The organism is Pseudomonas sp. FSL W5-0299 (assembly GCF_005930655.1).
Taxonomy (GTDB): domain Bacteria; phylum Pseudomonadota; class Gammaproteobacteria; order Pseudomonadales; family Pseudomonadaceae; genus Aquipseudomonas; species Aquipseudomonas mandelii.
The window spans coordinates 91,495-104,321 of the sequence record NZ_RXHX01000001.1; the positions used below are offsets into that span (position 1 = coordinate 91,495).

The 12,827-nt window shown below is 59.2% G+C and carries 12 protein-coding genes; 7 read left to right on the top strand and 5 right to left on the bottom strand.

Translation table 11 applies throughout. The features are described 5' to 3' along the window. Nucleotides 1–59: 59 nt before the first annotated feature. From FHL16_RS00445 to FHL16_RS00460, 4 genes are read right to left on the bottom strand one after another with little or no spacing between them, the layout of a single operon-like run. Complete coding sequence (locus tag FHL16_RS00445) at nt 60–797, bottom strand: amino acid ABC transporter ATP-binding protein (protein ID WP_010465037.1); 738 nt, start codon at nt 795–797, stop codon at nt 60–62. Then, nucleotides 784–1,434, bottom strand: coding sequence for an amino acid ABC transporter permease (locus tag FHL16_RS00450; RefSeq protein WP_010465035.1), 651 nt, complete (start codon nt 1,432–1,434; stop codon nt 784–786). The genes FHL16_RS00445 and FHL16_RS00450 overlap by 14 nt, the downstream gene beginning before the upstream one ends. After that, nucleotides 1,431–2,099, bottom strand: a complete 669-nt coding sequence (locus tag FHL16_RS00455; protein WP_010465033.1) for an amino acid ABC transporter permease — start codon at nt 2,097–2,099, stop codon at nt 1,431–1,433. The genes FHL16_RS00450 and FHL16_RS00455 overlap by 4 nt, the downstream gene beginning before the upstream one ends. A gap of 21 nt (nt 2,100–2,120) precedes the next feature. After that, nucleotides 2,121–2,906 carry a transporter substrate-binding domain-containing protein gene (locus FHL16_RS00460; RefSeq protein ID WP_077747161.1) on the bottom strand — a complete coding sequence of 262 codons (786 nt, stop codon included), beginning with the start codon at nt 2,904–2,906 and terminating at the stop codon, nt 2,121–2,123. 257 nt (nt 2,907–3,163) lie between these two features. Between FHL16_RS00460 and FHL16_RS00465 the strand changes: the two genes are divergently transcribed. The 7 genes from FHL16_RS00465 to FHL16_RS00495 all read left to right on the top strand — a co-directional run bounded on the left by FHL16_RS00465 (nt 3,164) and on the right by FHL16_RS00495 (nt 11,371). Continuing rightward, nucleotides 3,164–3,871: a FadR/GntR family transcriptional regulator gene (locus tag FHL16_RS00465; protein ID WP_077747162.1), complete on the top strand. Its 708-nt coding sequence runs from the start codon at nt 3,164–3,166 to the stop codon at nt 3,869–3,871. Nucleotides 3,872–3,991: 120 nt separating this feature from the next. Then, entirely contained in the window at nt 3,992–4,321 is a 330-nt protein-coding gene (gene trxA, locus FHL16_RS00470; RefSeq protein WP_008150340.1) for a thioredoxin TrxA, read from the top strand. Between the two features lie 248 nt (nt 4,322–4,569). After that, the gene (gene rho, locus FHL16_RS00475; protein WP_007942421.1) at nt 4,570–5,829 is read left to right on the top strand and encodes a transcription termination factor Rho; all 1,260 of its coding nucleotides are present in this window, start codon (nt 4,570–4,572) and stop codon (nt 5,827–5,829) included. 144 nt (nt 5,830–5,973) lie between these two features. Next, entirely contained in the window at nt 5,974–7,974 is a 2,001-nt protein-coding gene (locus FHL16_RS00480) for an acyltransferase family protein (protein ID WP_077747163.1), read from the top strand. A 69-nt stretch (nt 7,975–8,043) separates the two neighbouring features. Further along, nucleotides 8,044–9,510 (top strand): 4-hydroxy-3-polyprenylbenzoate decarboxylase, encoded by a 1,467-nt coding sequence (ubiD, locus tag FHL16_RS00485; RefSeq protein ID WP_007942423.1) that lies wholly within the window; start codon nt 8,044–8,046, stop codon nt 9,508–9,510. After that, nucleotides 9,510–10,478, top strand: a complete 969-nt coding sequence (locus FHL16_RS00490; protein ID WP_010465021.1) for a CDP-6-deoxy-delta-3,4-glucoseen reductase — start codon at nt 9,510–9,512, stop codon at nt 10,476–10,478. Before ubiD ends, FHL16_RS00490 begins: the two co-directional genes overlap by 1 nt. Before the next feature lie 221 nt (nt 10,479–10,699). Next, the gene (locus FHL16_RS00495) at nt 10,700–11,371 is read left to right on the top strand and encodes a gamma-glutamylcyclotransferase (RefSeq protein ID WP_010465019.1); all 672 of its coding nucleotides are present in this window, start codon (nt 10,700–10,702) and stop codon (nt 11,369–11,371) included. Here the strand turns inward: FHL16_RS00495 and glpT are convergent. After that, nucleotides 11,344–12,696 (bottom strand): glycerol-3-phosphate transporter, encoded by a 1,353-nt coding sequence (gene glpT, locus FHL16_RS00500; protein WP_010465017.1) that lies wholly within the window; start codon nt 12,694–12,696, stop codon nt 11,344–11,346. The two genes, FHL16_RS00495 and glpT, sit on opposite strands and share 28 nt — an antisense overlap. Nucleotides 12,697–12,827 lie beyond the last annotated feature (131 nt).

Genomic DNA, 12,827 nt, shown 5'->3' on the forward strand with positions numbered 1-12,827 from the left:
GATAGTTTTTAGGGCCGCTGCGCAGCCCAGCGGGAGCAAGCTCCCTCGCCACAAAAGGGTTAGCCTGCTGCTTCAACTGTGCCGATGAAGTTCGCCAGCTCCGCCGTCTGCGGGTTCGCAAACAGAATCTTCGGATCCCCCACCTCATGCACCTTGCCCTGATGCATGAACACCAACTTATCCCCCACCTCCCGGGCAAAGCGCATTTCATGGGTGACCATGATCAGTGTCATGCCTTCCTTGGCCAGTTGCCGGACCACGCTCAGCACTTCATTGACCAATTCCGGGTCCAGCGCTGACGTGATTTCGTCGCACAGCAAGACTTTGGGAGACATTGCCAACGCCCGGGCAATCGCTACGCGCTGCTGCTGCCCGCCCGACAGCCGGTCCGGGAAGGCATCAAACTTCTCGCCCAGCCCGACCCGCTCCAGCATCTCCCGCGCCAGCTCGACCGCTTTGGCCTTCGGCACTTTTTGCACCACTTGCGGCGCGAGCATCACGTTCTCGCCCACGGTCAGGTGCGGGAACAGGTTGAACTGCTGGAACACCATCCCGACTTTCTGCCGCAAGGTGCGCAAATCGGCGCGAGCGGCATCGAGGTATTCGCCGTCGACCTCAATTACGCCGTCGTTGATCGACTCCAGGCCGTTGAGGGTGCGCAGCAAGGTGGATTTGCCCGAGCCGCTGCGGCCGATGATCGCCACCACCTGGCCTTCCTCGACGCTCAGGTCGATGCCTTTGAGCACATGGTGGTCGCCGTAATATTTATGCAGGGCCGAAATTCTAAGCAGAGGCATGCAGTCTCCTTTCCAGGTAGCGCGCACTGAGGGACAAGGGATAGCAAAGCAGGAAGTAGCCGAGGGCGACGAGGCCGTAGACCATGAAGGGTTCGAACGTCGCGTTGGCGAGCATGCCGCCGGTCTTGGTCAGTTCGGTGAAACCGATGATCGAGGTCACGGCGGTGCCTTTGACCACTTGCACCGAGAAGCCCACGGTGGGTGCCACGGCGATCCGCAGCGCTTGCGGCAGAATCACGTAGCGCAGTTGCTCCAGCGGGTTGAGCGCCAGGCTTGACGAGGCTTCCCACTGACCATTGGGAATCGAATCGACGCAGCCGCGCCAGATCTCCGCCAGATAGGCGCTGGTGAACAGCGTCAGGGCCAGCGCCGCCGCCATCCACGGCGAAATCTCCACACCGGCCAGCGCCACGCCGAAAAACACCAGAAACAGCTGCATCAACAGCGGCGTACCCTGGAACAGCTCGATGTAAGTGCGGGCAATGTTACGCGGCAGAGGCTTTTTCGAGATGCGCATGACCATGATCAGCAAGCCGATCAGCCCGCCGCCGATAAACGCCACCAGCGATAACGCCAGGGTCCACTGCAGGCCGGTGAGCAGGTTGCGCACGACGTCCCAGAAGGTGAAATCGCTCATTGGCTGCTCCTTGATATGTAGCGACGGCCGATCCAGTTCAGCAGTTGGCGGATCAGCAGCGCCATGCACAGGTACAGCAGCGTGGTCAGGGCATAGGTTTCAAAGGCGCGGAAGTTGCGTGACTGAATGAAGTTGGCGGCAAAGCTCAATTCTTCGGTGGCGATTTGCGAACAGACCGCCGAGCCGAGCATGACGATGATGATCTGGCTGCTCAGGGCCGGCCAGACCTTGCCCAGCGCTGGCAGCAGCACCACGTGGCGGAACGCTTCGAATCGACTCATCGCCAAGGCCGCTGCGGCTTCCAGCTGTCCTCGGGGGATCGCCTGGATACCGGCGCGGATGATTTCGGTCGAGTAGGCACCGAGGTTGATCACCATCGCCAGCACCGCCGCCTGCCATTCGGAAATCTGTACTCCCAGCGACGGCAAGCCGAAGAAAATGAAAAACAGCTGCACCAGAAACGGCGTATTGCGGATCAACTCGACGTAGACCCCGAAGATCGCCGAGAACGGGCGAATGTTCCACGCCCGCACCAGCGCCCCGACGATGCCCAGCCCCACACCCAGCACCGCGCCGATGGCCGTCAGTTCAAGGGTGAATAAGGCGCCGCGCAGTAGCAGATCGGTGTTTTGCACCACCGGCAGAAAGTCGAACTGATAGGCCATATCAAATCTCCCGAGCGACGATCAGAGGTCGGCCGGCAATGGCTCTTTCAGCCAGGTCTGGGAGTTTTTCTCCAGTGCGCCGTCGGTTTTGGCGGTGGCGAGGATCTGATTGACCTTGCCCAACAGCGCCGGCTCGTTCTTGTTCACGCCGACATAGACCGGCGAGTCCTTGAGCTTCACTTTCAACGCTGGAATGCGTTTAGGGTTTTTCTCGCTGATCGCGACCATCACCACGTTGCCGCTGGCGATGAGGTCGACTTGCCCGGCGATGTAGGCGGCAATGGTCGAGTTGTTGTCTTCGAAGCGTTTGATGGTCACACCTTCGGGAGCGACTTTGGTCAGCTCGATGTCTTCGATGGCGCCCCGGGTGACGCTGATGGTTTTACCCTTGAGGTCGTCCAGGCCTTTGATGTCGGCATCCGGCGGACCGAACACGGCGAGGTAGAACGGCGCATAGGCGCTGGAGAAGTCGATGACTTTCTCGCGCTCGGGGTTCTTGCCCAGGCTGGAGATCACCAGGTCGACCTTGCCGGTGGTCAGGAATGGAATGCGGTTGGTGCTGTTGACCGGGGTCAGTTCAAGTTTGACCTTGAGTTGCTCGGCCAGCAGTTTGGCGGTGTCGATGTCGAGGCCTCGGGGTTTCATGTCCGGGCCGACCGAGCCGAACGGCGGAAAGTCCTGAGGCACGGCGACCTTGAGGACGCCGCGTTTGACTACATCCTCCAGGCCGTCGGCGTGAGCGGGTGCCTGGCTCAACATCAGGCTGGCAAACAGGGCAGTGAGAAGGGCGCTGTAACGCAGGGTCATGGCGAATCTCCGAATCGACGAGGAATGAATTCTGCGGATCGACAGAGCACGGGCCATGCCAAGAAGCGGATTTGGGGGCCGCAGGCCACGGTTTTACTGGATTCTTTCGGTCTTACTGGTCTGAACAGTGAATGGGCGTTTCGCACCCTCATGGCGCATCCGTGAAACGTGCCGAACCCCCATGGGGCACGACTTGCCGAGGGCTGCGAATAGCTTTACAACTAGCCGCTCATTGTCCTGGTTCGTCTGAAAAAACCATGAATTTGATTTCCAGAGCCGTACCTGAAGTGGCGCTGCAAGCCATCCGTAAACTGATCACCGAACAGGGTTTCGCGCCGGGCGATGCCTTGCCTTCGCAGCGAGATCTGGCGGTGCAATTGGGGGTGAGTCGGGCGTCCCTGCGTGAGGCGCTGTCGTCGTTGAGTGCGTTGGGCGTGATCAGCATCCAGCCGGGCAAGGGCGTATTCGTGCAGTCGCCGGTGGATTTGCCGCGCGGCGATGCGGCACTGAGCTGGCCCTTCGCAGCCCAGGCATCGCCGTTGGATATTTTCCAGTTGCGTTATGCCCTGGAAGGTTTTGCCGCCGGTTTGGCCGCGGTGACCCTGAGCACTCACGAGCTCGATACGCTGGAAGACAACGTGGCCGCCATGCGCAACGAATTGAAGGCAGGCGACTTCGAGGCGGCGGCACGACTGGATTTCGATTTTCACCGACGCATCCTGCTGGCCAGCGGTAATCAGGCGATGCTGAGCATCCTCACGGCCAGCGCCGACATCTTTCTGGAGAGCCAGAAGCTACCGTTCATCCGGGCCGAACGCGCCATGGAAACCTGGCAGGAACACCGCAAAATCCTCCGTGCGCTAGCCCGGCGTTCGTCCGGCGCGGCGCAGAAAGCCATGCAGGAACATGTACGCAATGCAGCCCTGCGTACCGGAATTGCCTTCGTCGCTCCCGCCACCCCGTGACTTGAGCTATACCCAAAGTCATGCGCCACCATAGCGAGACTCAATCAACTGCACCTTCCTGAACGAGGGAAGGGCGGCTATGATGGGCCACGTTTTTTTGCTTACAACCTGGAGACTTCCATGAGCAGCGATCTTATCAAACACGTCACCGACGCTAGCTTCGACGTCGACGTCCTCAAGGCCGAAGGCGCTGTACTGGTCGACTACTGGGCTGAATGGTGCGGCCCTTGCAAAATGATCGCTCCTGTCCTGGACGAAATTGCTGAAACCTACAAAGGCAAACTGACCGTTGCCAAGCTGAACATCGACGAGAACCAGGAAACCCCGGCCAAGCATGGCGTGCGTGGTATCCCGACTCTGATGCTGTTCAAGAACGGCAACGTTGAAGCGACCAAGGTCGGCGCACTGTCGAAGTCGCAACTGGCGGCCTTCCTCGACGCCAACATTTAAGCGTTGTTATAAAGCGTCATGAAAAGGCCCCGCATAATGCGGGGCCTTTTCGTTATTGAGGGCTAGACGCTCCGAAACTCAGGTGGTACATTCGGCCCCGCACTGGTTTCTCCATTGCCCCCTGCTAGCCGTCGCCGACGCACTCCTTTTCGAATAAGTACGCGATCCTGTCGCCTTCTCTGCGGCGCGGCCTCATTAAGCCAAAAGCTTAATTTCCCCCCCTCCATAAATGATTACGTCATTCCTATATGAATCTGACTGAACTCAAGCAAAAGCCGATTACCGAACTGCTCGAATTGGCCGAACAGATGGGCATAGAAAATATGGCCCGTTCGCGCAAGCAGGACGTGATTTTCTCCCTGCTCAAAAAGCACGCGAAAAGCGGCGAGGAAATCTCCGGTGATGGCGTGCTGGAGATTCTCCAGGACGGCTTCGGCTTCCTGCGCTCCGCTGACGCTTCCTATCTCGCCGGCCCAGACGATATCTACGTCTCGCCGAGCCAGATCCGTCGCTTCAACTTGCGCACCGGTGACACCATCGTTGGCAAGATCCGCCCTCCGAAGGAAGGCGAGCGTTATTTCGCGCTGCTCAAGGTCGACACGATCAACTACGATCGTCCCGAGAACGCGAAAAACAAGATTCTCTTCGAGAACCTGACCCCGCTGTTCCCGACCGTGCGCATGAAGATGGAAGCCGGCAACGGTTCCACCGAAGACTTGACCGGTCGTGTCATCGACCTGTGCGCCCCGATCGGCAAAGGCCAGCGCGGTCTGATCGTTGCACCGCCGAAAGCCGGTAAAACGATCATGCTGCAGAACATCGCCGCCAACATCGCTCGTAACAACCCTGAAGTTCACCTGATCGTATTGCTGATCGATGAACGTCCGGAAGAAGTGACCGAAATGCAGCGCACCGTGCGCGGCGAAGTGGTTGCCTCGACGTTCGATGAGCCGCCAACCCGCCACGTGCAGGTTGCAGAAATGGTGATCGAGAAGGCCAAGCGCCTGGTCGAACACAAGAAAGACGTGGTGATCCTGCTCGATTCCATCACCCGTTTGGCTCGTGCCTACAACACCGTGATCCCGAGCTCCGGCAAAGTACTCACCGGTGGTGTCGATGCCCACGCACTGGAGAAACCGAAACGTTTCTTCGGCGCCGCGCGGAACATCGAGGAAGGCGGTTCGCTGACCATCATCGCCACCGCGCTGGTTGAAACCGGCTCGAAGATGGACGAAGTGATCTACGAAGAATTCAAAGGCACCGGCAACATGGAACTGCCTCTGGACCGTCGTATCGCTGAAAAACGCGTCTTCCCGGCCATCAATATCAACCGTTCCGGCACCCGCCGCGAAGAGTTGCTGACGGCCGACGACGAGTTGCAGCGCATGTGGATTCTGCGCAAGCTGCTGCACCCGATGGACGAAATTGCGGCCATCGAGTTCCTGGTCGACAAGCTGAAAACGACCAAGACCAACGACGAGTTCTTCTTGTCGATGAAGCGTAAGTAAGGCGGTTTTTACATCCGCTTAAAATGGCGTCCTTCGGGGCGCCATTTTTTTTGCCAGAAAAATGGGAGGTTTGTGATTAACTCCGGTCAGTTAGAAAACAAAAAAACGATCGTAAAAACAATCAACTGACTGGCCTTACTGTTTATGAGCACGCTTGCTTATCGAAGGGATATCGACGGTTTACGCGCAATCGCCGTGATTGCCGTGGTGCTGTTCCATTTTGGCGTTCCAGGGTTTACCGGCGGGTTCGTCGGCGTGGACATCTTCTTTGTGATTTCCGGCTACCTGATCACCTCGATCATCTGGAACCAGCGTCAGGCCGGGCGTTTCAGCTTTGTCGACTTCTGGGCCCGCCGTGCCCGGCGAATCCTCCCCGCGCTGTTTGCCATGATCATTGCCGTGCTGGCGGTGGGCTGGTTTCTGTTAGCGCCCAAGGACTATGAAGAACTGGGGCGCTCGGTGCGTTACCAGGTGATGTTTGTCTCCAACATCCTGTTCATGCGTCAGGACGGCTACTTTGACGTTGCTTCCGACCTCAAGCCGTTGCTGCATACCTGGTCGCTGGCGGTTGAAGAGCAGTTCTATATCGTTTTCCCGCTGTTGCTGACGCTGTTGTCGAGTCGCCTGAAAGCCTGGCGTCTGGCGCTGTTCGCCGTATTGCTGGTGTCTTTCGGGCTCAGTGTGTGGGCCGTTGCGCATCACCCTGAGAAAGCGTTTTTCCTGTTGCCGATGCGCGCCTGGGAGTTGTTGGCCGGCGCCATGCTGGCCGTGGCGCCCAGAAGCCAATGGCGCCTGACCACCGCCGGGGCTCAAGTGGTCAGCCTGGCCGGGTTCGGGTTGATTCTGCTGGCGATAGTAGGTTACGACAAAAGCACGCCATTCCCCGGTGTCGCGGCGTTGTTGCCGACCTTGGGCGTGGTTGCACTGATCTGGGCCAACGGCCATCGGCAGACCCTGGTCGGGGGGCTGCTGGCCAGTCGCGTACTGGTCGGCGTCGGGCTGATTTCCTATTCCTGGTACCTGTGGCATTGGCCGGTGTTTGTCTTCGCCAGTTACGCCAGTGTCGAGGAGCCCGGCCCGTTTGATATTGCCGGCTTGATTCTGCTCACCCTGGTGCTGGGCTACTTGTCGTGGAAATTTGTCGAGACGCCGTTCCGTGAACGACGGCTGCTGGCGGGGCGTCGGCAGATGCTGGTGGCGGCGGGCGTCGGTGTACTGGTGCTGGGGCTGGCCGGGCAAACGTTGCGCTGGACCCATGGCTTGCCTTCGCGCCTGTCCGATCAAGCGTTGCAGTACGCCAAGGCGAAGGAATGGCGTCCGGAACTGATGCGCTGTTTAGCCGACGACAAAACCCCTGACGACAAGCTCTTCTGTCACTACGGGGCGCCGGCGTTGTCGTCACGGGTGCTGGTCTGGGGCGACAGTCACGCCACCGCGCTGATTCCGGTATTCGATGAGGGGGCGCAGAAGCATGGCGTCAGCGTGATTCTCGCCAGCTCCACGGGCTGCCTCCCGGTGGAAGGGCTTGAGCACGATCAACGGTGCGCCCGTTTCAATCGCCGGGTCGAGCAGGAGTTGAAGCCGCAGTCGGTGGGCGATGTGGTGCTTGTCGCGCGCTGGAGCCTGTATCTCTATGGTGATGCGAAAGGCGATCTCGGGCATGCACTGAAAGATGCCCATGGTCGTTACGAAAGGGCCAATGCCGAGCAGCAACTGGCGGAAGGGTTGCAGGCGACCATCCGGCAATTGCGCAATGGCGGGCATCGCGTCTGGCTGATCAAGGAAGCGCCGTTGCAACCCTTCAGCCCGCCTTACCGCCTCAGCCGCCTGGCCATGCTGCATCGTCCGACCGATGACGTCGGTTTAGCAGTGGCTGAGCACTTCAAGCGCCAGGCGTTCATCAGCCAACTGTTCGCGCAGATAGCGGCGGCGAACCCCGGCGTGACCGTGGTTGATCCGGCGCCATTGCTGTGCGATCACGCGGGCTTGTGCCGCGCCCAACTCGACGGTCATTCGCTGTATACCGACGACAATCACCTGTCGGAAGTCGGTGCGCGCTTTATCGCGCCGGTGCTTGAGCCGCTGTTCAAGCGCTTGCAAGCCCGCACGACACTGGGCAATGGCAACGCAAATGCGGCCAAGTAAGCAGCGATAAGCTGCCAGCGGGCGGCAGAGCAGGTAGGATGTACGCCTATTTTAGGGGTGCCATCGTCAATGAAATTCAAGGATCTTCGGGATTTCGTGCAGCAGCTTGAGCAGCGCGGAGAGTTGAAACGCATCCAGATCCCCGTCTCTCCAGTGCTGGAGATGACCGAAGTCTGTGATCGCACGCTTCGGGCAAAAGGCCCGGCGCTGTTGTTCGAAAACCCGACCGGCTACGACATTCCGGTGCTCGGCAACCTGTTCGGCACCCCCGAGCGGGTGGCGATGGGCATGGGCGCCGAGGCGGTCAGCGAGCTGCGCGAGATCGGCAAGCTGCTGGCCTTCCTCAAAGAGCCCGAGCCGCCGAAGGGCTTGAAGGACGCCTGGTCCAAGCTGCCGATCTTCCGCAAGATCATTGCGATGGCGCCGAAAGTCGTGAAAGACGCGGTGTGCCAGGAAGTGGTCATCGAAGGCGACGACGTCGATCTGGCGATGCTGCCGGTGCAGACCTGCTGGCCCGGCGACGTCGGCCCGCTGATCACCTGGGGCCTGACCGTCACCAAAGGTCCGAACAAAGACCGCCAGAACCTCGGCATCTACCGTCAGCAAGTGATTGGCCGCAACAAGGTCATCATGCGCTGGCTGAGCCACCGGGGCGGCGCGCTGGATTACCGTGAGTGGTGCGAAAAGCATCCCGGCCAGCCGTTCCCGGTCTCCGTGGCCCTGGGCGCTGACCCGGCGACCATCCTTGGCGCCGTGACGCCGGTACCGGACAGCCTCTCCGAATACGCCTTCGCCGGTCTGCTGCGCGGCAACCGCACCGAACTGGTGAAGTGCCGCGGCAACGACCTGCAAGTGCCGGCCACCGCCGAGATCATCCTTGAAGGCGTGATCCATCCGGGCGAGATGGCAGACGAAGGCCCTTACGGCGACCACACTGGCTACTACAACGAAGTCGACAGCTTTCCGGTGTTCACCGTCGAGCGCATTACCCATCGGATCAAACCGATCTACCACAGCACCTACACCGGCCGTCCGCCGGATGAACCGGCGATTCTCGGCGTGGCGCTGAACGAAGTGTTCGTGCCGATCCTGCAGAAGCAGTTCCCGGAAATCACCGACTTCTACTTGCCGCCGGAAGGTTGCTCGTACCGCATGGCCATCGTGACCATGAAGAAGTCGTATCCGGGCCACGCCAAGCGGGTAATGCTCGGTGTCTGGTCGTTTTTGCGACAGTTCATGTACACCAAGTTCGTTATCGTCACAGACGACGATATCAATGCGCGAGACTGGAACGACGTGATCTGGGCCATCACCACGCGCATGGACCCCAAGCGCGACACGGTGATGATCGACAACACGCCGATCGACTACCTCGACTTCGCCTCGCCGGTCTCCGGCCTGGGTTCGAAGATGGGGCTCGATGCCACGCATAAATGGCCGGGCGAAACCACTCGCGAGTGGGGCCGGGTGATCGTCAAGGACGACGCCGTGACCCAACGGATCGATGCCATCTGGAATCAGTTAGGAATAGATTGATGCGTGTAACCTTGCAGCCTTCCGGAGCAGTGCTAGAGATTCTGCCCGGCGAGCGTATTCTCGATGGCGCGCGGCGCCTGGGCTATGAATGCCCGCAAAGCTGTCGTAACGGCAATTGTCACGTGTGCGCGGCGTTGCTGGTGGAAGGCCGGGTCGAACAGGACGGCGGTGTGCGTGACCATGGCGAGTTCTACACTTGCATAGCAGAGCCGCTGGAAGACTGCATCGTGCTGTGGGATGGCGTGCTCGCGCTGGGAGAACTGCCGGTGCGCAGCTTTTCGTGTCAGGTCATTGAATGCAGGGACGTCGGCGGCGATACCTTTCGCGTGCATCTGCGGGCGCCAGCCGGCAAGCCACCGCGTTATCACGCCGGCCAGTATTTGATGATCGAACGTGAAAACGGCGAGAAATCCGCCTTCTCCCTGGCCTCGGCACCGCATTCCGGCCGCGACCTGGAAATTCATGTGTTGGCGCGCGAAAGCAGTGCGCTGAGCCTGATCGAACAACTGCAACGCAACCCGATGGTGCGGATCGAGATGCCGTTCGGCGATACCCATCTGGCGGAACTGCCGGACGGTCCGCTGGTGCTGATTGCCGCCGGCACCGGCATGGGCCAGATCCACAGCCTGATCGAACATTGCCGGGCTGCGGGTTTTAAACATCCGGTGCATCTGTATTGGGGTGTGCGTCGGCCTGAAGACTTTTATGAAATCGAACATTGGGATGAGTGGCTGAAACTGCCCAATCTGTTCCTGCATAAAGTCGTCAGCGATCAATGCGGCTGGCAGGGGCGTTGCGGCATGTTGCATGAGGCAGTGTGTGAGGACTTCCCTGATCTGAAAGCGCTGCACGTATATGCCAGCGGCTCACCGGCCATGGTCTACGGCACGCTGGATGCGTTGGTTGAAGCGGGGATGGATGCCCATCAAATGCGTGCCGACGTCTTTGCGTACGCGCCACGATCTTGATCCACGATCTTGATCCGCGATTCTAATCGTTATAACTCCATATATAGCCGATCGGTATTTATAAATTTATATAAATGCCGGTAGGTTATATCCAAGGAAGGCAATTATTTAAGAACTGTGCCATGGCACTTAAATTGCCTTAAAACATATGTGCCTTATTGTTACAGCGGTGCGTTCTATTTAGTAATTCTTTATCCGCGGGGAGCTGAACGCTATTCGCCATGAGCGCCATTGAATCTTCATTTTTGAATCTGGCTTACCCTCCGCGGCTCGATCTGGGGCCGCAGCTTACGCACGAACAATTACTCAGCTCGATGCAGTCGACCATGGCTCGACACAAGGGCGGGCCCGTCTGGTTATTCGCTTATGGTTCGCTGATCTGGCGCCCTGAATGTGCGGCGGTGGAGCGAGTGCGCGGCCGAGTGCATGGCTACCATCGCGGGTTATACCTGTGGTCCCACGAACATCGCGGCACGCCGGAAGTCCCTGGTCTGGTCTTTGGCCTGGATCGCGGCGGTTCTTGCAGCGGCTTCGCTTACCGTTTGCCCGAAGAACAACTGGAAGCCTCGCTTTATGCGCTTTGGCAGCGCGAAATGCCGTTCCCGTCTTATCGGCCACACTGGCTCAACTGCCGTCTCGAAGACGGAAGCCAGGTTCAGGCCTTGGGGTTTGTGTTGGAGCGGCACTTGCCCAGCTATGCCGGCAACTTGCCGGATCATGTGCTGAGCCATGTGTTCGAAAACGCTTGCGGGCGTTACGGCACCACTCGCGATTATGTCGAGCAGACCGCCAACGCCCTGCGTAGCCACGCCATGCCAGACCGGAATCTGGAGGCGCGGCTCAAGCGCTGCCAATCAAAAGCCGATCAGGCGATCGCTTCTTCGCGGGTCTGACTGGCGATTTGCTTGTGCCCCAGCGTGGGCGCCAGGAACGCCATTGCCAGCAAGCAGGCGGCGACCAACAGGATGAAGCCGCCATCCCAGCCGAAGTAGTCTACGGTGTAGCCCATCAGCGCACTGGCCGCGACTGACCCGCCCAAGTAACCGAACAGACCGGTAAAGCCCGCGGCGGTACCGGCGGCCTTTTTCGGTACCAGTTCCAGCGCTTGCAAGCCCACCAGCATCACCGGGCCGTAGATCAGGAAGCCGATCGCGAACAGCGAGATCATGTCGACCATCGGGTTACCCGGCGGATTCAGCCAGTACACGATCGTCGCAACGGTCACCAACGCCATGAACACCATGCCGGTCAGGCCACGGTTGCCACGGAAAACCTTGTCCGACATCCAGCCGCACAGCAACGTGCCCGGAATGCCTGCCCACTCATAGAGGAAATACGCCCACGAACTCTTGTCGAAGTCGAAGTGCTTGACCTCTTTGAGGTAAGTCGGTGCCCAGTCCAGAATGCCGTAGCGCAGCAGGTAGACGAAGACGTTAGCCAGGGCAATGAACCAGAGCATTTTGTTGCGCAGCACGTATTTGACGAAGATGTCCTTGGCGCTGAATTCTTCTTCGTGGCTGGCGTCGTAGCCTTCCGGGTAATCGTTCTTGTACTTCTCGATCGGCGGCAGGCCTGTCGATTGCGGCGTGTCGCGCATCACAATGAACGCAAAGACCGCAACCAGCAGCGCCACGGCGGCCGGGACGTAGAACTTGCTGTGCCAGTCGTTGAACCAGCCCATGCCGAGAATCGCCAGCGGGCCGATCAAGCCACCGCCGACGTTATGCGCGGTGTTCCAGATCGACACCACTTGGCCGCGTTCTTTCTGCGACCACCAATGCACCATGGTGCGGCCACTTGGCGGCCAGCCCATGCCTTGCGCCCAGCCGTTGATGAACAACAGGATGAACATCATGGTCACGCTGGATGTCGCCCACGGTGCGAAACCGAAAACGAACATCACCCCGGCGGAGACCACCAGGCCGAAGGGCAGGAAGTAACGCGGGTTGGAGCGGTCGGACACGATGCCCATCAAAAACTTGGACAGACCGTAGGCGATGGCAATCGCCGACATGGCCACACCCAGTTGACCCTTCGTATAGCCTTGGGCGATCAGATCGGGGAACGCCAGGGTGAAGTTCTTGCGCAGCAGGTAGTAACCCGCATACCCGATGAAAATCCCGGCGAAGATCTGCCAGCGGAGGCGTTTATAGGTGTCGTCTATTTTTTCTTCAGGCAATGGAGCCTGATGTGCGGCAGGACGAAAGAAAGCAAACATTCAAGAGCTCCAGATTTCTTGTTTTGACTGCGGATGCGAATGTTACAGTTTCGTTACCGAAAATAGCACCGGTTCGCATCGACCAAACAGCGGAAATGTGGGCAGTTGCGTGTTCCTTTATGAACATGTCG